Annotated in this window: 26 protein-coding genes; all 26 read left to right on the forward strand. The window is 32.9% G+C overall.

Going from position 1 to position 22,370, the window contains the following annotated elements; translation table 11 throughout:
- Positions 1-102: 102 nt before the first annotated feature.
- The 26 genes from BM077_RS08415 to accB all read left to right on the forward strand — a co-directional run bounded on the left by BM077_RS08415 (position 103) and on the right by accB (position 22,332).
- Positions 103-849: a prepilin peptidase gene (locus BM077_RS08415; protein ID WP_089747545.1), complete on the forward strand. Its 747-nt coding sequence runs from the start codon at positions 103-105 to the stop codon at positions 847-849.
- 198 nt (positions 850-1,047) lie between these two features.
- Positions 1,048-1,500, forward strand: coding sequence for a GspH/FimT family pseudopilin (locus BM077_RS13735; protein ID WP_089747544.1), 453 nt, complete (start codon positions 1,048-1,050; stop codon positions 1,498-1,500).
- Positions 1,501-1,518: 18 nt separating this feature from the next.
- Positions 1,519-1,902, forward strand: a complete 384-nt coding sequence (locus BM077_RS08425; protein WP_089747542.1) for a type IV pilus modification PilV family protein — start codon at positions 1,519-1,521, stop codon at positions 1,900-1,902.
- 11 nt (positions 1,903-1,913) lie between these two features.
- The gene (locus BM077_RS08430) at positions 1,914-2,492 is read left to right on the forward strand and encodes a PilW family protein (RefSeq protein WP_089747540.1); all 579 of its coding nucleotides are present in this window, start codon (positions 1,914-1,916) and stop codon (positions 2,490-2,492) included.
- A gap of 11 nt (positions 2,493-2,503) precedes the next feature.
- Entirely contained in the window at positions 2,504-3,652 is a 1,149-nt protein-coding gene (locus tag BM077_RS08435; protein WP_089747537.1) for a pilus assembly PilX N-terminal domain-containing protein, read from the forward strand.
- Between the two features lie 36 nt (positions 3,653-3,688).
- Positions 3,689-4,753 carry a type IV pilus assembly protein PilM gene (gene pilM, locus BM077_RS08440; RefSeq protein ID WP_089747535.1) on the forward strand — a complete coding sequence of 355 codons (1,065 nt, stop codon included), beginning with the start codon at positions 3,689-3,691 and terminating at the stop codon, positions 4,751-4,753.
- Positions 4,731-5,306 (forward strand): PilN domain-containing protein, encoded by a 576-nt coding sequence (locus tag BM077_RS08445; protein WP_089747533.1) that lies wholly within the window; start codon positions 4,731-4,733, stop codon positions 5,304-5,306. Before pilM ends, BM077_RS08445 begins: the two co-directional genes overlap by 23 nt.
- Positions 5,293-5,856 (forward strand): type IV pilus inner membrane component PilO, encoded by a 564-nt coding sequence (locus BM077_RS08450; RefSeq protein ID WP_176941581.1) that lies wholly within the window; start codon positions 5,293-5,295, stop codon positions 5,854-5,856. The genes BM077_RS08445 and BM077_RS08450 overlap by 14 nt, the downstream gene beginning before the upstream one ends.
- Complete coding sequence (locus tag BM077_RS08455; RefSeq protein ID WP_090003498.1) at positions 5,853-6,488, forward strand: hypothetical protein; 636 nt, start codon at positions 5,853-5,855, stop codon at positions 6,486-6,488. Before BM077_RS08450 ends, BM077_RS08455 begins: the two co-directional genes overlap by 4 nt.
- Complete coding sequence (locus BM077_RS08460) at positions 6,469-8,313, forward strand: LysM peptidoglycan-binding domain-containing protein (protein WP_089747527.1); 1,845 nt, start codon at positions 6,469-6,471, stop codon at positions 8,311-8,313. Before BM077_RS08455 ends, BM077_RS08460 begins: the two co-directional genes overlap by 20 nt.
- A gap of 185 nt (positions 8,314-8,498) precedes the next feature.
- Positions 8,499-9,548, forward strand: coding sequence for a pilus assembly PilX N-terminal domain-containing protein (locus BM077_RS08465; protein ID WP_089747524.1), 1,050 nt, complete (start codon positions 8,499-8,501; stop codon positions 9,546-9,548).
- 124 nt (positions 9,549-9,672) lie between these two features.
- Complete coding sequence (gene aroC / locus BM077_RS08470) at positions 9,673-10,872, forward strand: chorismate synthase (RefSeq protein ID WP_089747521.1); 1,200 nt, start codon at positions 9,673-9,675, stop codon at positions 10,870-10,872.
- 5 nt (positions 10,873-10,877) lie between these two features.
- Positions 10,878-11,381 (forward strand): shikimate kinase, encoded by a 504-nt coding sequence (locus BM077_RS08475; protein WP_089747519.1) that lies wholly within the window; start codon positions 10,878-10,880, stop codon positions 11,379-11,381.
- A 21-nt stretch (positions 11,382-11,402) separates the two neighbouring features.
- A complete protein-coding gene (aroB, locus tag BM077_RS08480) occupies positions 11,403-12,488 on the forward strand; it encodes a 3-dehydroquinate synthase (protein ID WP_089747518.1) in 1,086 nt (361 codons plus the stop codon).
- Positions 12,489-12,680: 192 nt separating this feature from the next.
- Entirely contained in the window at positions 12,681-13,106 is a 426-nt protein-coding gene (aroQ, locus tag BM077_RS08485) for a type II 3-dehydroquinate dehydratase (protein WP_089747516.1), read from the forward strand.
- A gap of 16 nt (positions 13,107-13,122) precedes the next feature.
- Positions 13,123-14,193, forward strand: a complete 1,071-nt coding sequence (locus BM077_RS08490; RefSeq protein ID WP_089747514.1) for a M24 family metallopeptidase — start codon at positions 13,123-13,125, stop codon at positions 14,191-14,193.
- Between the two features lie 82 nt (positions 14,194-14,275).
- Positions 14,276-14,833, forward strand: a complete 558-nt coding sequence (efp, locus tag BM077_RS08495; protein WP_089747510.1) for an elongation factor P — start codon at positions 14,276-14,278, stop codon at positions 14,831-14,833.
- Positions 14,834-15,040: 207 nt separating this feature from the next.
- A complete protein-coding gene (gene spoIIIAA, locus BM077_RS08500) occupies positions 15,041-16,027 on the forward strand; it encodes a stage III sporulation protein AA (RefSeq protein ID WP_090095213.1) in 987 nt (328 codons plus the stop codon).
- Positions 16,024-16,542 (forward strand): stage III sporulation protein SpoIIIAB, encoded by a 519-nt coding sequence (gene spoIIIAB, locus BM077_RS08505; protein WP_176941580.1) that lies wholly within the window; start codon positions 16,024-16,026, stop codon positions 16,540-16,542. The genes spoIIIAA and spoIIIAB overlap by 4 nt, the downstream gene beginning before the upstream one ends.
- 34 nt (positions 16,543-16,576) lie before the next feature.
- Entirely contained in the window at positions 16,577-16,771 is a 195-nt protein-coding gene (gene spoIIIAC, locus BM077_RS08510) for a stage III sporulation protein AC (protein ID WP_089747505.1), read from the forward strand.
- A 16-nt stretch (positions 16,772-16,787) separates the two neighbouring features.
- Entirely contained in the window at positions 16,788-17,174 is a 387-nt protein-coding gene (gene spoIIIAD / locus BM077_RS08515) for a stage III sporulation protein AD (protein ID WP_089747503.1), read from the forward strand.
- 29 nt (positions 17,175-17,203) lie between these two features.
- Positions 17,204-18,415 carry a stage III sporulation protein AE gene (spoIIIAE, locus tag BM077_RS08520; protein WP_255361520.1) on the forward strand — a complete coding sequence of 404 codons (1,212 nt, stop codon included), beginning with the start codon at positions 17,204-17,206 and terminating at the stop codon, positions 18,413-18,415.
- Positions 18,416-18,420: 5 nt separating this feature from the next.
- Positions 18,421-19,053 (forward strand): stage III sporulation protein AF, encoded by a 633-nt coding sequence (gene spoIIIAF / locus BM077_RS08525; RefSeq protein WP_089747502.1) that lies wholly within the window; start codon positions 18,421-18,423, stop codon positions 19,051-19,053.
- Positions 19,054-19,072: 19 nt separating this feature from the next.
- Positions 19,073-19,699 (forward strand): hypothetical protein, encoded by a 627-nt coding sequence (locus tag BM077_RS08530; RefSeq protein ID WP_089747500.1) that lies wholly within the window; start codon positions 19,073-19,075, stop codon positions 19,697-19,699.
- Between the two features lie 8 nt (positions 19,700-19,707).
- On the forward strand, positions 19,708-20,283 hold the full coding sequence (locus BM077_RS08535) for a SpoIIIAH-like family protein (protein ID WP_089747498.1): 576 nt from the start codon (positions 19,708-19,710) through the stop codon (positions 20,281-20,283).
- 183 nt (positions 20,284-20,466) lie between these two features.
- The gene (gene accB, locus BM077_RS08540) at positions 20,467-22,332 is read left to right on the forward strand and encodes an acetyl-CoA carboxylase biotin carboxyl carrier protein (RefSeq protein WP_089747496.1); all 1,866 of its coding nucleotides are present in this window, start codon (positions 20,467-20,469) and stop codon (positions 22,330-22,332) included.
- Positions 22,333-22,370: the final 38 nt, after the last annotated feature.

Here is a 22,370-nt window from a genome sequence, read left to right on the forward strand (position 1 = left end):
TCATTTATGAGGGCCTAGGCTTTCTATAAATGAACTAATTTTATTCTAACACAAAAACAATCACAAAACATGTGACCGCCATCACAGAAATGGGTGAAAAGGTTGATTTTTTTTCAATTTACAGTATTTATCTACGGACTACTAATCGGTAGCTTTTTAAACGTAGTGATCTATCGTTTACCAAATGATGAATCAATAATTTTTCCTCGTTCACATTGTCCTAATTGTGAAACTAAATTAGGAGTAATTGATCTTATTCCAATTATTAGCTTCGTTTTTAATAAAGGAAGATGTCGTTATTGTCGGACTAAGATCTCTTGGCAATATCCATTAGTAGAATTATTAACCGGAATCTTTCTTACAATTTTATTTATACAATATCAATTTAGTGTAAACTTTTGGATTTATGCATTTTTAACTATATTATTAATGACTTGTACTTTTATTGATTATAAACATAAAATCATACCAAATAAAATTACATATCCAGGAATTTTAATCGGACTTATACTTAGTATATTATTTAATCATATTACTTTACAATCAGCTTTATTAGGGATCTTAATTCCCGGAGGCTTTTTATTATTAGTGGCTATTATTACAAAAGGCGGTATGGGTATTGGTGATGTGAAGTTTGCAGCAATGATCGGAACATATATCGGAGCAGAATATACTTTAATTGGCATTTTTATTGGTTCGCTAGTAGGTTCTGTTTTAGGATTAGGGTTAATTGGCTTGGGTCTTAAGGATAGGAAATCGAGGATTCCTTTTGGACCATTGATTGCGTTGGGGAATACTTTAATGTTGTTTTGGGGAGAAGAGGTTGTTGGTTGGTATCTTCAAATTTAAAGAAAAATATTAGACGCAGACTAACACAGACAAGGCACAGACTAAACATAAAGATGTTAATTAAGGAATAGATTATAGTTAAAATCTTTAAATAATAAGTAGAATGTAAATTAACATTGGTTGAAATTTAAAAAGTCTTGTGTAAGTCTAGTGTCAAAAATTTGATATTTTTTAAAAGTAGTGAGGTTATTAAAGATAATGATGAGAGCGGAAGAGAAGCAAGAATCTGGTTTTGTATTAATGGAACTGTTGGTCGTTATAAGTATTATTGGGATTTTAACTGCAGGAATTGCTCTTAGTGCTAATGATATATTACCTAATTATAGATTAGAGTCACAGATTAATATCATTCTTTCTGATTTTAGAAAGGCACAACAGAGGGCAATTAGTGAGCAGATTAGGTATGGGATTAGGTTTGATGATACAAATAATGAGTATACAATCTTTAACGATGATGTAGGAGATATTAAGACTAAAACTTTAGATAATGGATTAGAGTATAGTGAAATTACGTTTGGAGGCGATGAAGAAGTTACTTTTATTCCATTAGGAACCGCTGATAATGGACACCTGACTTTAAGGAACAGTAATAATCAGAAATATGAAATAGTAGTCAGTGGAATAGGTAGAATTAGGCTTGAAAAGCAGTAATATATTGGGGGAATATTTATGTTCCTAAATTATCTTTCACAAAATGAAGAGGGAATGAGTTTAGTAGAAGTAGTAGTAGGGATTGCAATATTGTCTATCGCTTTGATTCCAATTTTGAACTATTTTGCAAATAGTACTAGGATTGTTCATCAGACTGGAGTAAGAGCACAAGCGTTGAATCTAGCACAAGCTAAGATGGAAGAACTCAAGACTAAATCTTTTAATAACTTAACAGGTAAGACTGAGAAATATGGTGATATTAGTGATTATCCTAATTTTAAACGCGTAGTAGATATACAACCTAATTACGATGGAAATTCAGATATTAAAAAGGTAACAGTAATAGTTTATTGGCAGAATGATAATCGGGATTTAACTTTAGAAACATTGATTACAGAATAGGTGATGATATCATGAAGAAGAATTATAAAGCAGATGAAGGCTTAACATTAATTGAGATTATGGTTGTATTAGCAGTAATAGGGATAATTAGCACCGCTATTTATAATGTGCAGTTGACTGGATTTAAAACATTTAAGTTTAACCAAGACCGTATCAATCTAAATCAAGAAGCTAGAATAGCAATGTTGAAGATGTCTAAGAAGATTAAAGAAGCGGTTGAAGTGAAAAATGATGAATCTTGGCCTAATGATAACTTAGTAATTAAATGGGAGGAATCTGGTAATTCAGTTTACTTTGCAAAATATTGGATAGAAGAATATAAATTATATTATAATGAGGTTTCGGCTGCAGAAATTAAAAATTATGATCCAACTTCTAACACTGAATGGCCTAATTGGACAAGTATGACTGGAAAACAGCCGATTACTACTGCAATAGCAGAAGACATTACTTTTGATGCTCAACATACAAATGATAATGACTTAGTAGACTTAGTAAAAGTAGAGTTGAAGCTTGATTTGACACCTGAAGGTGATAGTGAAGCTGATTACAAACTAACAAATCAATTCTTTGTTAGAAATGCTAGGTGAGGTGAAAAAATATGTTTAAACAAGAAAGAGGTTCTACAATTGTCTTGGCATTGGTGGTAACAACAGTCTTATCGATAATGGTTGCTGGTTCTATGAGTAGGACAAATAATGAAGTGAAAATGACAACTCACAATGAAAATCGGGTTAAGGCGGGTTACTTAGCAGAAGCAGGGATTAAGAAAGTAACAAAGAGTTTGAATACTGCTATTAGTGATGGAAATTTAACAGTTGAAAATGTTGATAGTTTTCAGTTGACTGAAAATGGCAGATTACAAAGTGGAAGCTATAATGTAGTAATTAGCCAGAAGGTTAGTCATACTAATAATCTTGATCGTACATATAAATTAAAGGCTACCGGTACAAGTAAAGATGGTACAGAAAATGTTTTAACAGCTAAAGTTAAAGTAAATAATAATTTAGATGATATTTTTAAAAAGACGGTTGCTACTGGGGGACAGATAAGAGATAAGCAACGTATCGATATTAAAGGCAAAGTAGTTGAAAATGCAAATAATGATTCTGATATTACAATACCTACTTTTGATTTTACAGGATTTCAAAATAAAGCAGATAATAATTATACTACGACAAGTTTTAAGACTACATATGGTTTATATGATGGAGAAGAGGACGGAGAAGAGGATGGAAGTAAAGTAGATGTTAGTTTGCCTGGAGGAATTACTTATGTTGATGTACAATCAGATGATGGTGATGATGACGATGATGATGACGAGGGTGAATTAGAAATAGATTTAGGTGGGGGAAGTATTTCAGGTCCTAGTCCTGATAATCCAGCAGTATTAGTAGTCAATGGTGAATTAGAATTTGAAGACATTAATCAATTAAAAAATGTTTATGTCATAGTAAAAGGTGAATTTGAGGTTGAAACGGATGACGAGGACGATAATAGTAGTACAGGCTTAACGGCTAAGAATACTTTTATATATGCAAAGGGTGATGACGATGATGGAATAGAATTTGAAGAGATAGAAAGTATAGATTATTCAGGGGCAATAATGACATCAAGAGATGTTGAATTTGATGAAGATCCATCTGGAACTATTAAGCATAATAAGATTAGGATAGATGCGTTATATGATGGTTTAGATGAGCAACAAGGTAAATTAACAGATGCAACTATAGTCTTTTGGGGAGAATAATTAAATTAAATAGTTGTTTTAAAGTGAGGTGAGAGGATGGGATTAATCAATAAACTAAAGAACTTATTTAGCAGTGAAAATATAATAGGGATAGATATAGGGGATAGCTTAATTAAGTTAGTAGAAGCTGAAACTAAACAAAATAAGATAATACTTAATAATTTAGCAGTAGGCGATACTCCAAAAGAAGCTGTAGTCAAAGGACAGATAGAGGATGTAGAAGCTCTAACCGCAAAGATTAAATCATTACTAGATAATAATAACTTTGCATCAACCAAAGTAACAACTGCCATTAGTGGGGAGCAAGTAATTATTAGAAATGTTGAGATTCCTAATATGCCCGAGGAAGAGATAGGTGAAGCGGTTAGGTGGGAAGCCAAAGAACAGATTCCGATGCCTATAGATGAAGCAGTTTTAGATTATGAGATTTCTAAACATAAAGCGGATGGTGGTTACGAAGTGATGCTAGTGGCTGTAAATCGTGATACAATCAATAGATATTTGGAGTTATTTAAGAAGTTAGATTTAGAGCCAATAGCCATTGAGATTGAACCAACAGCGATTATTAGGGGGATTCGAAAGTTATACCCTGAACAAACCATAGCGTTATTGGATATGGGAGCCCAGACTACTACTATTTCGGTTTTTAGTAATGGGCAACTCTTATTCACAAGGACGATAGGAATTGCTGGTCAAGATATTACGCAAGAGATAGTGGAGAATTATGAATTAAATTTAGAGGAAGCAGAAGAGTATAAAAGGGATAATAATCTATTTGTAGATGCTAATTTAAATTTAATTATTAGAAATTTAACGACTGCGATTTATCGTTCTTTAGATTATTTTCAAGTTAAATATAAGAATTATGACATAGAAAAGATGGTTTTAGCCGGTGGGGGAAGTAAATTAATCGGTTTTGATACTCATTTAAGTAATGAATTTGGTATAGAAGTAATACCGTTAAATCCGTTGTCTAATATAGAATCAGAAGTTGAAAGGTTGAATAGTAAAGAGTTAGCAGAAGTAATTCAACTATTAGGTGTAAGTATTGGTTTGGCTTTAAGAGAGGAGGATGAAGATGATAAATCTATTGCCTCCTGAGTACCAAGAAGAAGGTGGAGTAAATATAGATAAGATCTTAGTAGGAATCTTAATCTTCTGTTTGCTACTGATTCCTACCTCTTATTATCTTAAGTTAGTATTCCAAACTAAAGAAGTTGAGAAGAGACTAACAATTGTAGAGAAGAATTTATCCAAGTTAAATCAAGAAACTAAACATTTAGAGCAACTAGAGAATAATTATAAACAGGCTAAAAAAGAGTTAAAAACTCAGATGGAATTAGTTGAGGTCCCAATAAGGTGGAAGACTATATTACAAGAATTAAAAGGGGTAATGAATAATAAAAGTTGGGTTGAAGATTTTAGTATTTATAATCATAATCAGTTTAAGATGATGGGGTATACTTTGGAGCGTCAAAAATTAACAGAAATTATTAACCGACTTAAAGACTCACCAAATTTTAATAATGTTTCTATTGATTTTATGAGGAAGAAAGAATTATCAGTAACAGGTTATAAGAAGGTAAGGGTAACTTATTATCAAATAAACGGCATAATTGGCAATAATGAAGGTGATAACTATGAGCTTAAATAGTCTACAAGCAAGAGAAAAGAAGTTATTAATAATTAGTTTAGTGTTAATTTTAGGCGTAGGATTTTATTACTATCTCTATCAACCTCAAGTCAAAGCTTTACAGCAAAAAAAGAAGCAGATTAAAGCAGGTATTCAAGAATTAAAATTGAAAAAGATTAAGTTATTGAGGAAAGAGAAGGTAGAGAAAAATTATCACTTATTACAGCAGGAATTAAATAAAGAAAAACAGAAGTTTTTAGATTTAGAAGATAAGACTCGGCTCATTATGGATTTAAGTGATGCAGCAATTGAGAATAAGCTTAATTTAATAAGTACTGCTCCGCAACCAATTATTAAAGAAGGTATTTATTTTCGAATTCCAGTCAAAATAAATCTAAGCGGAAAATATAGTAATATTATTGCTTTTGCAGCTGATATAGAGAGTTTAGGCTATTTAACTCGTGTAAAAAGTCTAAATATTTCTTCTAAACTAACACCTACTAACGAAGTGCAAGTAGAAATGAAATTAACTAGTTATGCCTTGGATAAAAGTAGTGGTGATCAACAATGAAAAAGAAGTCTAGTAGTTTTTCATTAGGAAAGGGAAGATTAGTATTAATTATTATCTTAATTTTGATTTCTGTTGGTTTTAGTGGCTTTATGTCTTACCAAATCTTAAATATAACAGATAGTGGTGAAGAATTGGCTCAATTTAGAGCAAAAATAAATCAGATTGTTAAAACTAAAGATAAAAAGGTTACAGTAAATAAGGAATTGAAGGAAATATTAAGCAAGAAAGAACAAGTGGCAGCGGTCTTTACTTACAATAATGATTATAGTACTACTAATCCTTTTAAGTCATTGTTAGAAAAGAAACCAGTGTTGAAGGTTGAGGATAAGGATAAGGTTGAGGCCGAGGTTAAGGCAAAACCTAAACCTAAATCTAAACCTAAATCTAAACCTGAACCTGAACCTAAGCCTAAGAGGCCTGATATTAAGGTTATAGGATTAGTGGGTAATGAGACTAATAAAAGAGCTTTTTTAGAATTTAATGGTTCAGAAAGTTATATGGTTCGGGAAGGACAAGTTATTAACGGTTTAGTAGTTAAGAAGATAACTAGTCATGAGATAATTATTGCTAAGGAAGGTACAGAGTTTTCTTATCATTGTGGAGGTGACAGTTGTGAAAATATCGACCTTTAAAAGGAAGAAGAAGTTTATAGTAATAAGCTTAATTGTATTAATAATGAACTTATTTTCAGTTAATGTTATGGCCGAGACTTTACCAGGAGCAGATACTAAAGTTAATTTAAATCTTACTGGAGTCAGTTTAAGAGATGCTTTTCGAGCGTTAGCTGAAGTAGCTGAAATGAATATCATTACTGATAATTCGGTGCAAGGGAATGTAACTATTAATTTACAGGATATTACATTTTTAGAAGCTGTAGAGCTTTTAGCCAAGACTAATGGTCTATCTTATCGGATTGTTGGTAATACCGTATTAGTAGCTCCACCTAGTAGATTAAAAGCAGGCTTTTCAGAAAAGGTTACACGAGTATTTAAATTAATGAATTCAGAACCTGCAGAAGTAAAGGAAAGTTTAAATTTATTAGTAAAAGATAGTGCTATTCGAGTCGATGATCGTACTAATAGCTTAGTAATTACTGCTTATAAGAGTCAGATACCACAGATAGAAGAAGTTATTGATACCTTAGACCAATCTAAGAAACAGGTTGTTTTACAAGCTAGAATTGAAGAAATCTCCCGTGATGAATTAGAAAAGATGGGGATAGATTGGAGTTTTGATACATTAAAATTAATTGGCAATGATGGTAAGGCTATGAAAACACTTGAAATGTTTGGTGAAAGTGTTGATAATGCTACAGTAAGATACTCATCAATTTTGGATTTATTAGAGTCTAATAATAAAGCTGATTTATTAGCTAATCCTCAGATAGCTACCATTGATGGGAAAACAGCTAGTATTAAGATAGGAGATCAAGTTCCTATTGTTACAACTGACGTTGATTCAGATGGTAGTAAAAGTTCAACAGTAGAATTTAAAGATGTAGGAATTAATTTGAAGATTACTCCTAGAGTTACTAATAATAATAAAATAGTTGTAAAAGTTAGGCCGGAAGTGAGCACTGTTACAGGTTATACTGATACTACTCCTGAATATCCAATTGTAAGTACTAGAACTGCTGAAACTAATGTCAGAATTCAAGATGGGAAGACATTTGCTATTGGTGGATTGATCAAAGATGAAGAGATTAAAGCAATGTCTAAAGTTCCATTATTAAGTGAACTACCAATCCTAGGAAAACTATTTCAAAGTGAAAGCACTGAAATAGCTAAGAGAGAGTTAATTATCTTTATCACTCCTAAGATTATAAGTGATGGTGAAGAAGTTGATACTCAGCTTAAAAATGAATTTAAATCAACAGAGGAAGAGTATAATAATGAAAGCAATGTTAAAGAGGGACAGGACAATAATTCTCAAAATAATCTAATAGATAAAAAGGGATTAAAGAATACTAAAATAGTTCCATTTGAATATAAGGTAAAAGGAACAGACACTTTCTGGAGCATATCTAAACAATTTAAGATTTCATTTGCTGCTATAATGGAGCATAATGGTATTAAGTATATGAGACCATTATCAGCCGGAGAAGTATTGACAATTCCTGTTCCAGCAAATAACTATTATAAAGTCAAAGAAGGAGATACAGTAAAAGATATTGCTGAAGAGTATAATATCTTTACACAGCCTATTAGACAGATTAATAGCATTAAATCTTTAGATGGAAAAGCAGGTATGAAACTGGTCTTGCCAGTGGAAGTTAAGGAAGAAGACAGATGTGATTTTAATGAAGAAAATAAAGTTGATGAAGTTAAAGCAAGTAAGGATACAGAAATAGAATCTAAGGACAAAAATAAAAAGAATAAGGGTGAAAAGAGTAATAATGAAGAAGTAAAGAAACAAGATGAAGCAGAGAGCTCAACCACTAAGCATAGTAGTTCGTGAGGTGGAAGTTGGATTCTACAGGTATAGTAGATTAGTTAGTAAATTATGGAAAATGGGTCTTGGTCTAAAGACCCATTTAAATCTTCTTGGGCTGTAAAAAGCCCATGTATTTTTTTGTAGTTTAAATGTAAAATTTATACATATATTTAAAAATAAACCACATAATTTAAAGGAGGTGATAGAAAATGTCAAAATATGAAGAAGGTTCGGTGCTTCTATTATCATTATTGATAATGACTGTTTTATTTGTAATGGTTGCAGGTGCTTTAAGATCAGTAAATAATGAGATTAAAATAAGTAGTTATAATCAAGATAGAGTTAAGGCTAACTATATAGCAGAAGCGGGATTAGAGTTTGCTAAAGCTAAAGTTAGTGATAATAATATATGGAATAATAATAAGATAATCAAAGATTTCGGGGGCGGAAGGTTTACGGTAACTAAGAGTTTAACTAATAATCAATTAGATATTGTTAGTGAAGCAACATATAAAGAGATGACTAAAAAATTATCTTCCACTTATTTGTATAACTCAGATATTAATCAGACTTTCAAGTATTCGTTAGCTGCCAGAGGAGTTATTAACGTTAATAATAAAGCAACAATTATCGGAAATAGTCAAGGTGGAGATTTATATTCAAATGGGAATATTATTTTAGGAAATAATTCTACTTATTTTGATTGTAATATTAAGAGGAATCAAGCTGACGAATTCTTTTTAGATTTTGATATTATTGAATTGAAAGAGAAAGCAGAAGTTACTATAGCCAGTAATAATAATAGTCCAACAATCGATGGCTCGAAGGTTACATATAGTGATCATGATTTGAACTTAGCAAATAATTCAATTATTAACGGGAATGGAATTTTAATAGTCAATGGAGATTTAACGATTGAGAATGAAGTTAAAATTAATGTTGATGAAGATAACTCTGGGCAATTTAATAGTAAGTCTTTCGTAATAATCGTTACTGGTAATATAACTATTAAGAATAAATTTAATATGCGGGGATTACTATATTCCCAAGGTAGCATGAAAGACATAGACGGTAGTGCTGATATAGGTAATAAAGCGAAGGTTAGGGGAAGCATAATAGCCAATGAAGGTATAGAGATTAAAAACAAATTAGAACTTACATATGATAACTCTTATTTGGATACTTTCAGTTCTCATGGGATCAACTTAGGAGATGTAGTTAAAGAGTTAAGATTAATTAATTTTAGACCTCTTTTTTAAAGAGGTCTTATTTTTTTGGCTAATTTGCAGGATAATAATTCTATCAGAAGGAATTATAATATAAATTTGTATTTAAAAATATTTTATAATTAAATTATAAATGAAGTATTAGAGGAGTGAGAAGATGTTTAGATATCTAACAACAGGTGAATCACACGGAAAAGCAGTAACTGCAGTAATTGAAGGAGTACCAGCTAATTTAGAGATAAGACCAGATGATATCAATAAAGATTTAGCTCGCAGACAAGGGGGATATGGTCGCGGAGGAAGAATGAAGGTAGAGACAGACCAAGTCGAAATTTTGTCAGGTATTAGAGCAAAGAAGACTTTAGGTAGTCCGATTACATTTCAGATTAATAATAAAGATTGGGAGAATTGGCAGGAAATCTTGTCTCCGACAGGGGAAGGCGGTTATCATCAAGATGAGGTAGTGATTAAGAAGGACACTAAAATCAAACAGGTTAGGCCAAAAGTGACTAAGCCTCGACCTGGACATGCTGATCTAGCTGGAAGTTTAAAATATAATCAAGAAGATATTAGAAATATATTAGAAAGGGCTAGTGCTAGAGAGACAGTAGCAAGAGTAGCGGTTGGAGCGGTAGCTAAGAAGTTCTTGGAAGAGTTTGGGATTAAAGTAATTAGCCATGTAGTTGAATTAGGTGGTGTGAAAGCAGATAGCCAAGATTTAGACTACAAACAGATTGAGATGAAGGTAGATAATTCATTAGTTAGAACCCTTGACCAAGAAGCAGAAGAAGCAATGATAGCGAGGATAAAAGAAGCTAAAAAAGATGGCGATTCTTTAGGTGGGGTCTTTGAAGTAATAACTACTAAGCTACCAGTAGGCTTAGGTAGTCATGTACAATGGGATCGCAAGTTAGATGGAAGGTTAGCTCAGGCATTAATGAGTATTCAAGCGATTAAAGGAGTTGAAGTTGGTCTAGGCTTTGAAGCAGCTAGAAGACCTGGCTCACAAGTCCATGATGAGATATATTATGAGGATGGATTCAAACATAAGAGTAATAATGCTGGTGGATTAGAAGGTGGAATGACTAACGGTGAAGCTTTAAGGGTCAAAGCAGCGATGAAACCGATTCCAACCCTCTATCAACCGTTAGAATCAGTAGACTTAGCTACCAAAGAGAAATTTAAAGCTAGTGTAGAACGTTCCGATGTAACGGCAGTACCAGCAGCTGGAGTAGTTGGTGAAGCAGTAGTAGCTATTGAATTAGCTAAAGCTTGGTTAGAAAAGTTTGGTGGCGATAGTATAGAAGAGGTTAAGCGTAATTATCAGAGTTACTTAAAATACTTAAAACAGAGGTAATAGTAATGAAGAATATAATATTAATTGGATTTATGGGAACTGGGAAGAGTACAGTAGGTAAGAGGTTAGCAGATGAATTAGGGTTAAAGTTTATAGATTCTGATGAAGTAATTAAAGAAAGTGCTGGTTCTGAAATAGGTGAAATATTTGCTACCAAAGGTGAAGCGTACTTTCGTGATTTAGAAACGGAAGTAATTGCAGATTTAGGTCAAAAGAGTGATTTAGTAATCTCAACCGGTGGTGGGGCAGTACTTAGAGAGAAGAATGTAGAACTTTTAAAAGAACAAGGAATCGTTATCTTACTTAAAGCAGAACCAGAAGTTATTTTAGAGAGAGTCAGAGGAACGGATCGACCTTTATTGGCTGTGGCTGATCCGATAAAGGAAATCAAGAAGTTACTCACTAAACGCAAGAGTTATTATGATATTACTAAGCATAAGATTGATACTTCGAACTTAGAGGTTGATGAAGTTGTAAATAGAATCAAAGAGATTATGGATAATACATAGAAGATAAGGTGGTTAAATCCGATGGAACTGGTAAAAGTAGATTTAGGAGAGAGAAGTTATGAAATTAAGATAGGTAAAGGACTATTATCAGATTTAGATCAAGTCTTAGAAGAAATAGGATTTAAATTTAATAATAAAGTATTAATTATTACTGACGAGCGTGTTAAGAATTTATATGGTTTACAGATTACAGAAGTTATGGATAAATCAAAGTTTAACTTTAGATTAACATCTGTGCCTGAAGGTGAAGGCTCTAAAAGTCTAGAAATGGCACAAAAGTTATATGATGAAGCGGTAGACTTTGGTTTAGAGAGGGATTCATTGATTATAGCTTTTGGTGGTGGAGTAGTTGGAGACTTAGCTGGTTTTATAGCAGCAACTTATATGCGGGGTGTTCCATTTGTACAAGTACCCACTACGTTATTAGCTCAGGTAGATAGTAGTGTAGGCGGAAAAGTAGCCGTTAATCATGAAGCCGGCAAGAATTTAATTGGTGCGTTCTATCAACCGCAATTAGTTCTAGTTGACTTAGAAGTCTTAAATACTTTAGATCAGCGTGATATTCAATCTGGTTTAGCAGAGATAATTAAGTACGGAGTAATCTGGGATAAAGAATTTTTTAATTATCTTCAGGATAAGCAAGAAGCAATTAAGGGGTTAGATTTAGATGTTTTAGCAAAAGTCATCCAACGTTCCTGTCAGATTAAAGCAGAAGTAGTTGCTGAAGACGAAAAAGAATTAGGAATGAGAGCTATCTTAAATTATGGACATACTATCGGTCATGCTATTGAAGCCTTAAGCGGTTATGGCGAGTATCGCCATGGTGAAGCAGTAGCAATTGGGATGATTAGTGCCATGGAGTTAGCCCATCGATTAGATATGGTAACTAAAGATGAAGTTCAACGACAGAAAGAATTGATTATTAATCTAGGACTACCAGTTGAATTTGGCGATTTAAAAGTTAGCGATATTATTGCTAAGACTAAGCAGGATAAGAAAGTTAAAGATGGTAAAGTAAGATTTATCTTGCCAGAAAAGATAGGGGGAGTGAAGATAGTCAGCGAAGTTGACGAAGAGGTAATAGCTGAAGTTTTAAAGGAGCAATAGTTCAGGTCAAGGTTGAAGTTAAAAATAGAGTTTAGAAAAAGAATTAAAAGAGTATTTAGACACAGACTAACACAGACCAAGCACAGACTAAAATAAGGTTAAGAATAATAAAGTCTGAGAGATTTTTAAAATTTCAAATAAAAAGCCTTATATTTTTAATTACTATTGTTAGCAGTGACAGGAGGAGATAATGTGTACTTGATCATCCACGGTCCTAACTTAAACTTGTTAGGGGAACGCGAACCAGAAGTGTATGGTAAACTAACTTTAGATGACATTAATCAACAGTTAAAAGATTTAGCTTCTGAATTGGGAGTAGAATTAATGGTTGAACAGTATAATAGTGAAGGAGAGATAATTGATCGGATTCATCGAGCACGTAAAGAAGAGATAGATGGTTTGCTAATCAATCCTGGTGCCTATACTCATTATAGTATAGCCATTCGTGATGCAATTGCTGGAGTAGAAATTCCAGCAATAGAGGTTCATTTAAGCAATATATATCAAAGGGAAGAGTTTAGACATAAATCTGTAATAGCTCCAGTAGTAGAAGGGCAGATATCAGGATTGGGTTTAGATAGTTATTTATTAGGGTTAAGGGCGTTAGTTAATTTGTAGAGAGGAGTTAATCGAGATGAAAGAACGAATTAAATTAGTTAGAGAAGGATTAGATAAATTAGAAATCGACGGAATTTTAATTAATAATCCTCAGAATAGATATTATATGAGCGGTTTCACTGGTACTGCTGGGACTATCTTAATTACTAAGAAAGATGCCGTATTAATTACTGACTTTCGGTATACTGAGCAGGCTAAATCTCAAGCTAGTAATTATGAGATTGTAGAGCACGGAACTCCAAAGATAAAGGCTTTAAAAGCAGAGTTAGAACGATTAAAGATTAATAAATTAGGATTTGAAGCTAAGCAAGTAAGATACCAACAGTATCAAAGATACAAAGAGAAACTAGATGCTGTAGAATTAGTTCCTACAGAGAATGTAATTAAAGATTTACGAAAAATTAAAGATGAATCAGAAATAAAAGAGATTAAAAAGGCAGTTAAGGTTGCGGACCAGGCTTTTGAACATATTGTAGATTATATTAAACCTGGGATGACCGAAAAAGAGCTAAGCTTAGAATTAGAATACTTTATGAAGCAGCAGGGTGCTACTAAGAATGCTTTTGACTTTATTGTAGCTTCAGGCAAACGGGGGGCACTACCACATGGAGTTGCTACTGAAAAGAAGATTGCTAAAGGTGATATGATAACTTTTGATTTAGGCTGTATTTATAGTCATTATAATTCTGACTTAACGAGAACTATCATTTTAGGAGCAGCTCCAACAGAAAAACAAGAAGAGGTATATAATACTGTATTAGAAGCACAGTTAGCAGCTATAGAAGCTATTGAACCTGGTAAAACCGGAGAAGAAATAGACCAAGTAGCTCGTCAAATTATTGTAGATGCCGGATATGGAGATAATTTTGGTCATGGGCTAGGGCATGGAGTAGGATTGGAAGTTCATGAAGAACCTCGTTTAGCTAAGACTGCTGATGAAGAGCTAGAGGTTGGGATGGTAGTAACAGTAGAGCCAGGTATCTATCTTCCAGACTGGGGTGGAGTTAGGATTGAAGACATAGTAGTAGTTACTGAAGATGGCTGCGAAATTTTAACTTCGGTAGCTAAAGATTTAATCAGGGTTTAATACTATATTAAAAGCAGGAATCTACAAATATTATCTAGAATTAATTTAAATAATTGAAAATAATTAAGGAGGTATTGGATTATTGATTTCAACTAATGACTTTCAGACAGGACTAACTATTGAGTTAGATGGCGATCTCTATAAAATCGTCAATTACGATCATGTTAAACCGGGTAAAGGCGGTGCTTTCGTTCAGACTGAATTAAAGAATCTTGATACTGGTTCGACAATTACTAAACGATTTCGATCCGGGGAAAAAGTAAATAAGGCTTATATCGAAACTAAACCTTATCAATTCTTATATCGTAGTGGTGATAACTATGTCTTTATGGATAACGAAACCTATGAGCAGATTAATTTGAGTCAGGATAGATTAGGTCAAGCTACTGAATATTTAAAAGAGAATCAAGAAATCAAGTTAGAATTATATGAAGAAGAAGTAATCGGAGTTAATATTCCTGATACAGTAGAATTAGCAGTAGCTGATGCTCCGCCAGCGATAAGAGGCAATACAGTTTCGGGTGGTTCTAAGGTTGTAACTTTAGAGACAGGGGCAGAAGTAAAGGTGCCTCTTTTCATTGAAGCAGGAGATATCTTAAAGATAGATACTCGCAGCGGTGAATATATCGAACGAGTATAATTATATAAAGATTGACTAATCATTAAGGTGTGCTGAAATTTCAGCACACCTTATTTATTTTTATACTAGGAAATTATAATTTTAGCAGAATGCGGAATGAACGGCAAGTGGAAGAGGTATATTGACTTGTTCTTAAATAAAATAATTAAATTTCTTTGCATATTTTTACCAAAAGATTAATATGAATTATAGAGAGGTGGTTAACTTATGGCTAATAGAATTCAAAAAGAGATATTGCCTGTCCTAGCAAATAGTTTAAGAAGGATAATAGAGAGAATAGATCTTAAAATTCTAAGTCAGATAGAAGAGATTCGATTAAGAGTTAATCAACCGTTAATCTTAAATCTGAATAAAAGAGAGGTTATGTTAACCAAAAGAAGCGAGGTGACCTCTGAGCCTAAACAAGCTTATCATACTACGCAACATGATTTACAACAGACAATGAATATAATGACTCAGAATTCTCTTTATGCTCTAGAAGAAGAGTTAAAAGAAGGTTATTTAACATTAAAAGGAGGACATCGAGTTGGTTTTGTAGGGAGAGTGATATCAAATTCAAACAAGATTGAATTAATTAAAGATTTTTCAGGCCTAAATATTAGAATTTCACAGGAGATTATAGGGGCAGCAGATTCAATAATCAAGAAACTTATCTTTAATAGAGAGAGGGTATATAATACTTTAATAATTTCACCTCCTCAGTGTGGTAAGACAACCCTTTTGCGAGATATAATTAGACAATTAAGTAACGGGATACCGCAATTAAATTTTTCAGGGTTAAAAGTAGGAGTGGTAGATGAACGAGGTGAATTAGGTGGAACTTATCAAGGTATAGCTCAGAACCAATTAGGGATTCGTACTGACCTATTGGCTAACTGTCCTAAATCAGAGGGTATGCTGTTATTAATTCGGTCTATGTCGCCAGAAGTAATCATCACTGATGAAATAGGTAGTCAAAAAGATGTCCAGGCTATCAAAGAAGCAATTAATGCTGGCGTTAAGATCATAACTTCAGTTCATGGTCAAGACTTGAATGAAATTAAGGAGCGACCAAACTTAAAAGAACTATTAAAACATACCTTCTTCAAACGTTTCATTATTCTTAGTAGACGAAGAGGGCCAGGGACGATAGAAAGAGTACTTGGGGTCAATGAAGAAGAAATTAGATTTAAAAGAAGAAAGGGATGCATATGATCAAGATTTTAGGCAGTGTAATGATTGTTATAGCCAGTAGCTGGCTTGGTTTTTTAAGTGCGAAGCAATTAATTTTAAGGGTTAAACAGTTGCAGGAGTTACAGTTAGCTTTTCAGCTTTTAGAAGCAGAAATTATGTATGCAGCAACACCTTTACCTCAAGCCTTAAAGCGAGTGGGAGAAAAGATTAATCTCCCAATAGCCCAACTCTTTATTAATTGCACAGAAATTTTACAAGAAAATATTGGGGTAACTGCAGATCAAGCCTGGCAACAGGCAGTGAAAGAAGTAAGAACTCAAACAGCTTTAAAATTAGACGATCAAGAAGTGCTGATTAATTTCGGTAAACATTTAGGTAAGTCTGATCGTGAACATCAAAAGAAGAATTTGCAGTTAGCCCAAAAGCAGTTAAAGCTAGCAATTAAGGATTCATTGGCTATTAAAGATGCTAAAGTAAAACAACGGCGTTATTTAGGGGTTTTAGGGGGGTTAGTAGTAGTTATCTTACTTTACTAAGAAAGAATTTGGTTTGGTGGAAGGAGCGGGATAGATGAATGTAGATTTAGTATTTAAGATTGCCGGTTTAGGAATCTTAATCTCTATCTTTAATATAGTTTTAGAGCAGGCAAATAAAGAAGAACAAGCGGAAATGTTAACTTTAGTAGGGGTAATTATTGTTTTAATGATTGTAATTAGGCTAATTAATGACTTATTTACTAATGTAAGACAGATATTTGGGTTTTGATGGGGTAGGTGGTTAGATGGAGATTATTCAGATAGTAGGATTGGGCTTGTTAGCTACTATTTTAATAATCTTAGTTAGAGAAAAAGAACCAGAATTTGCTCTCCAACTAAGCTTAGTTGTAAGTATTCTAATCTTTGGATTAATGCTGACTAAGATTATAGCGATCATAGATTTTTTACGTAATTTAGCCTTAAAGGCCAATATTAACCTTATATATTTAGATACTATCTTAAAGGTGATTGGGATAGCATATATTGCAGAATTTGGGGCAGCAATCTGTCGTGACGCTGGAGAAGGAGTAATTGCTTCTAAAATAGAGTTTGCTGGTAAAGTATTAATTATGGTATTGGCTATTCCGGTAATGTTAGCAATTTTAGAATCTGTTATGCAATTACTACCGTAAAAGCTTTAGATATTAAAGGTGTGAGTTAGTTGAAGAAGAGTAAGTTAAAGAAGTTAAGCTTAATTATCATAATTTTAATTATGGTCTGTCAAGTCACTACTATTCAAGCTTTAGGAGAAGAAAAGGAAGAATTTTCACTTCAAAATAAAAAAGAAGAATTAATTAATGAACAGTTAAACAAATTAGATTTAAGTGAAATAAAAGAACAGATAAATAAATTAAATAGAGATACTGGGGAATACTTACCTAAATTAAGACTAGAAGATGTAATAGATCTCTTTACTAATCAAGAGGTTGAGTTAAAATTAAAAGCAATCATTCAAGGCTTATTGCGTTATCTATTTAAGGAGATAGTAATTAACTTTAGATTATTAGGCAAGTTAATTATTTTAGCAGTAATTGCTGCTGTATTGAAGACATTTCAAAACTCTTTTGCTGAACAAGGAATAAGTCGCTTAGTCAATAGTATAGTCTATTTAGTCTTAGTAATTGTTGCTCTGAACTCGTTTAAAGTTGCAATTAATGTTGGAGAACAGGCTATTGATGATATGGTTAGCGTAATGCAGGCTATCTTACCTCTATTATTGACGCTACTAGTAGCAGTAGGTAATATTACTTCTGCAGCTCTCTTTCAACCCATTACATTCTTAATCGTTAATCTATTAAGTGTATTAATCAAAAATATTACTTTTCCAATGTTATTATTTTCAGCCGGATTAGCAGTAGTCAATAATATTTCTGATAATTTTAATATATCTGGACTAGCTAAATTAATTAGAGAAATTAATGTAGGACTATTAGGAGCATTTTTAACTCTTTTTATTGGCGTCTTAATTGTACAAGGAACAGCAGGGGCAGTTGGAGATGGAGTAACAATTCGAACAGCCAAATATTTAAGTGGGGCCTTTGTGCCAGTAGTCGGTGGTATCTTTGCTGATGCTTTAGATATGGTAATTGGTGGTTCGCTCTTAATTAAGAATGCATTAGGGATTTTAGGAGTAGTCATTATCTTTTTATTCTGTAGTTTCTCTCTTTTAAAGATAGTAGCATTAATCTTCATTTATAAGTTTGCTAGAGCTGTCATTCAACCGATTAGCGATTCGAGAATAGTAGCCTGCCTTGATGACTTAAGTAATAGTCTAATTATGGTCTTTGCTGCGGTTCTTTCAGTATCATTGATGTTCTTTATAATGCTTACTATTTTAATTGGAATAGCAAATATGACAGTAATGTTGAGGTGAGATAGATGCTAACTTATTTGGAAGTTTGGATTGAAAATTTGGTAGTAATTGTACTCTTAACCTCTTTAGTGGAGATGTTATTGCCTAAGAGTCATTTGGAAAAATATACAAGAGTAGTACTAGGTCTATTTATTTTAATAGCAGTCTTAAATCCATTGCTTAATCTTTTTAATACTAACTATAACTTAAATCAGATTACTGAGTTATTGACAGTTAGCAGCAAAGAAGAACCTAAGATGTCTAAAATTATGGAACGAGGTAAAGCCTTACAAGTAACAAATCAGAGCAAAGCAGAACAGAATTATAAGAGGCGGCTTGCTAGGCAGATTTCAGCACTATTAGCATTTGATAAAGACTTGCCATCAACTGTTGTTAATATTAAGTTAAAAGAGAATCATCAAATTGCTAATATATTAATTAAAGTAAAGAATGAAGATAATTCACAACTAGATGATTTTAAAGGGGTTAAACCTATTAAAATAAACAAGGTTGATATTCAAAAAGAAAGAACGGTTAAATCGAATGCCCAAAAAAATGAGAAAGATTCTTCTTTAAAAATAGCTAGTAAGGAAATAAAAGAAAGAGTAGCTAATTTTTATGGCTTAGATAGTGATCAAGTTATAGTTCAGGCGGAGTAATTTAGTCTGGAGGGATAAAATGGCTAATAATGAGAAAGAAAAGATTACTAAGATATTTAATAGTGACATATTTAATAATATGAATACGAAGTTAGTAAGACGTTTATTTATTTTAATTTTTGCTGGGATCCTATTTATTATGTTAGGGAATTTAGTAGATTCAGACCAATCATCAGAGTTTAAATCTCCGCAACTTAATTCTAATCAAAAAAATACAACAATAGATATGAAAGGCTATCAACAAGCAAGTCCAGAGGTAGTGATGGAAGAGAAATTACGAAGAGTTTTAAGTAATCTTTCCGGGGTTGGTAAGGTAGTAGTAGATATAACCTTAGATACAGGGTCTGAATATCTATATGCTAAAAATAACGACTTTTCAAAACAGATAACCAATGAAGAAGCTACTGATGGAGGGGAACGGAGAATAGAGCAGAAAGATCAACAGCAAGAAGTAGTTATTATTCGTCGCAGTGATGGTAGTGAAAAAGCTGTAGTGCGTAAAGAAATCAAACCAAAAATCAAGGGGGTATTAGTAGTAGCTCAAGGAGCAGAGTCATCTTATGTTAAAGCAGATTTGGTTTCGGCAGTTAAAGTTGGATTAGGAGTACCGGCATATAAAATAGTAATATTACCAATGAAAAGGTAGGTGTAAAGATGTCAATTATTTTAAAGAAAAAGTTTGTTTGGTTTTTAGTATTGATGTTATGGGTGGGTATGTTGTCAGCAATTATTATTTATAATACTGATAATACAGTACCAGTTAATAATTCTGACATCAAAAAAGTTAAAGAAGAAGGAAGTTTAGAGCAAAAGATGAAATTAGTAGATCAGAAAGTAGTCAGTGTAGCTAAAGTTAACGAAAAAGCAGAGGAAGATCAGAAGAATTTCTTTGTAGAATATAGGTTAGAAAGAGATAAGATTCGAAGTGAACAAGTAAATCTATTAAGAGAGATGATTAATAACCCTAATTCAAACCAAGATTTAAAGAGTCGTGCGCAAAATAGGTTATTAAATTTAACTAAGGACTTAGAAAAAGAGATGGAAATTGAGAGTTTAATTAGAGCGAGAGGTTATAAAGATGCAATTGCCTATATTCACCAAAATTCTGTAGATATTATTATTGCTACTAAAGGATTAGAAAAGAAAGATGTAGCTAAGATTGGTGATATAGTGGCTAAAACTACAGACTTAGGACTAGAAGATATAACGATTATTGAGAAAAAGGATTAGTGAAAAAATTGACAAAAGGGTTAAAAGAATATATAATTATAAAATAAGACTATCCTACTCAGGTTATAAATATACAAACCTGAGTTTTTTTATAAATTATTATCATAATTAAGATAGCTTAAAAAAGAGGATTTTATAGTTAATTCTAGAAATAATATTAGGAGAATAATAGGAGGGAGTAGAATGTCAAAACAGGTTAAAATAACAGATACTACGTTACGCGATGCACACCAATCTTTATGGGCAACGCGGATGAAGACGGAGGATATGTTACCTATAGTAAGTAAACTAGATGAAGTTGGCTATCATTCTATGGAAGTGTGGGGTGGTGCAACTTTTGATGTTTGTATGCGGTATTTAAAAGAAGACCCTTGGGAAAGGTTAAGATTATTAGATAAATATTTTCAAAAGACTCCGTTACAGATGCTGTTGAGAGCACAGAATGTTGTCGGTTATAAGCATTATCCAGATGATGTAGTAAGAAAATTTGTTGAGAAAGCGGCAGAAAATGGGATCGATATTTTCAGAATCTTTGATGCTTTAAATGACGTTAGAAATATGAAAACTGCTTTAGAAGCAGTGCAAGAGACTGATGCTCATGCACAAGCTACAGTAGTATATACGGTGAGTCCTGTACATACTATTGATCATTATGTGGATACAGCAGTAAAGTTGAGAGATATGGGTGCGGACTCTATCTGTATTAAGGATATGGCAGGATTATTGAAGCCATATAGAGCTTATGAGTTAGTAACTGCTTTTAAGGAAAAGTTAGATATTCCTATTCAGTTACATAGTCACTATATTGGTGGTTTAGCGATGCCTACTTATGTTAAGGCTATAGAGGCAGGGGTTGATGTAATAGATACCGCTACTGCTTCGTTGGCTTTTGGTTCGTCACAACCGCCGGTAGAAACGATGACTGCCATCTTAAGTGATACTGAATATAATACAGAGTTTGATTTGGATCTCTTATTTGATATTGATCGTTACTTTGAACAAGTGAGAAGAAGAAGAGGATTTGAAAGAGGAGTTACTAGGATTACTGATATGCAGACTTTTTCTCATCAGGTTCCTGGTGGTATGATCTCTAACTTGGTTTCGCAGTTAGAACAGCAAAATTCTTTGGATAGAATCCATGATGTTTTAAATGAGATTCCACGAGTAAGAGAAGAATTAGGCTATCCACCATTAGTAACACCGACTAGTCAGGTAGTAGGTGTGCAGGCGGTATTTAATGTTCTATTAGGCGAAAGATATAAGACTATTCCAGATGAGGTTAAGTCTTATATTAGAGGAGAATATGGAAGACCACCAGCAGAAATAGATCCTGAAGTTAAGCAGATGGCTATTGGAGATGAAGAGCCGATTACTTGTCGACCGGCCGACTTATTAGATCCAATGTTAGATAATATTAAGGATGAAGTAGAGCAGTATGTAGAAAAAGAAGAAGATTATATTTCATATGCTCTATTCCCACAAGTTGGTTTGAAGTTTTTGAAGGAAAGACAACAAGATAAAGATATATTTGGGGAAAATGGTCAAGAAGAAGTTATAGAGGAGGAAGAAGAAATGAATTTAGGTGAGATTAAAGAATTACTTAAGATCTTAAATGACACGGATATTTCTGAAATTAATTTAGAGACTGATGATACGAAAGTAAATATTAAGAAAGGTGGTGCAATAGTGCAAGAAGCTGCTCAAGTTGCTGCTCCGGCTCAAAATCAAGTGCAGACTCAAGCAGAAGTAAAGCCGCAGCAACAAGAAGTAGCAGAAGCTGAGGAAAGTAAAGAAGCAGAAATTGCTGATGGAGAGACTATTGATGCACCGATGGTAGGTACTTTTTATCGAGCACCAGCACCAGATGCGGATCCATTTGTAGAGGTAGGAGATGTAATTGAAGAAGGCGAAACGCTCTGTATTATTGAGGCAATGAAATTAATGAATGAAATTGAGGCTGACTTCAAACTTAAAATAGTTGATATTTTAGTAGAAGATGCAGAACCAATCGAATATGGGCAACCATTATTCTTAGTAGAAAAGTTATAAATTTCAGCTAGCAGATGATATAGAGAGGTTGTGATATG

Source organism: Candidatus Frackibacter sp. WG13, from assembly GCF_900114655.1.
Classification (GTDB): Bacteria; Bacillota; Halanaerobiia; order Halobacteroidales; family Acetohalobiaceae; genus Frackibacter.

Bases quoted from the DNA above. Each gene is read 5' to 3' on its own strand.
- BM077_RS13735 (WP_089747544.1), top strand. From the start codon at position 1,048: ATGATGAGAGCGGAAGAGAAGCAAGAATCTGGTTTTGTATTAATGGAA.
- BM077_RS08425 (WP_089747542.1), top strand. From the start codon at position 1,519: ATGTTCCTAAATTATCTTTCACAAAATGAAGAGGGAATGAGTTTAGTA.
- BM077_RS08430 (WP_089747540.1), top strand. From the start codon at position 1,914: ATGAAGAAGAATTATAAAGCAGATGAAGGCTTAACATTAATTGAGATT.
- BM077_RS08435 (WP_089747537.1), top strand. From the start codon at position 2,504: ATGTTTAAACAAGAAAGAGGTTCTACAATTGTCTTGGCATTGGTGGTA.
- pilM (WP_089747535.1), top strand. From the start codon at position 3,689: ATGGGATTAATCAATAAACTAAAGAACTTATTTAGCAGTGAAAATATA.
- BM077_RS08445 (WP_089747533.1), top strand. From the start codon at position 4,731: ATGATAAATCTATTGCCTCCTGAGTACCAAGAAGAAGGTGGAGTAAAT.
- BM077_RS08450 (WP_176941581.1), top strand. From the start codon at position 5,293: ATGAGCTTAAATAGTCTACAAGCAAGAGAAAAGAAGTTATTAATAATT.
- BM077_RS08455 (WP_090003498.1), top strand. From the start codon at position 5,853: ATGAAAAAGAAGTCTAGTAGTTTTTCATTAGGAAAGGGAAGATTAGTA.
- BM077_RS08465 (WP_089747524.1), top strand. From the start codon at position 8,499: ATGTCAAAATATGAAGAAGGTTCGGTGCTTCTATTATCATTATTGATA.
- aroC (WP_089747521.1), top strand. From the start codon at position 9,673: ATGTTTAGATATCTAACAACAGGTGAATCACACGGAAAAGCAGTAACT.
- BM077_RS08475 (WP_089747519.1), top strand. From the start codon at position 10,878: ATGAAGAATATAATATTAATTGGATTTATGGGAACTGGGAAGAGTACA.
- aroB (WP_089747518.1), top strand. From the start codon at position 11,403: ATGGAACTGGTAAAAGTAGATTTAGGAGAGAGAAGTTATGAAATTAAG.
- BM077_RS08490 (WP_089747514.1), top strand. From the start codon at position 13,123: ATGAAAGAACGAATTAAATTAGTTAGAGAAGGATTAGATAAATTAGAA.
- spoIIIAA (WP_090095213.1), top strand. From the start codon at position 15,041: ATGGCTAATAGAATTCAAAAAGAGATATTGCCTGTCCTAGCAAATAGT.
- spoIIIAB (WP_176941580.1), top strand. From the start codon at position 16,024: ATGATCAAGATTTTAGGCAGTGTAATGATTGTTATAGCCAGTAGCTGG.
- spoIIIAC (WP_089747505.1), top strand. From the start codon at position 16,577: ATGAATGTAGATTTAGTATTTAAGATTGCCGGTTTAGGAATCTTAATC.
- spoIIIAD (WP_089747503.1), top strand. From the start codon at position 16,788: ATGGAGATTATTCAGATAGTAGGATTGGGCTTGTTAGCTACTATTTTA.
- spoIIIAF (WP_089747502.1), top strand. From the start codon at position 18,421: ATGCTAACTTATTTGGAAGTTTGGATTGAAAATTTGGTAGTAATTGTA.
- BM077_RS08530 (WP_089747500.1), top strand. From the start codon at position 19,073: ATGGCTAATAATGAGAAAGAAAAGATTACTAAGATATTTAATAGTGAC.
- BM077_RS08535 (WP_089747498.1), top strand. From the start codon at position 19,708: ATGTCAATTATTTTAAAGAAAAAGTTTGTTTGGTTTTTAGTATTGATG.
- accB (WP_089747496.1), top strand. From the start codon at position 20,467: ATGTCAAAACAGGTTAAAATAACAGATACTACGTTACGCGATGCACAC.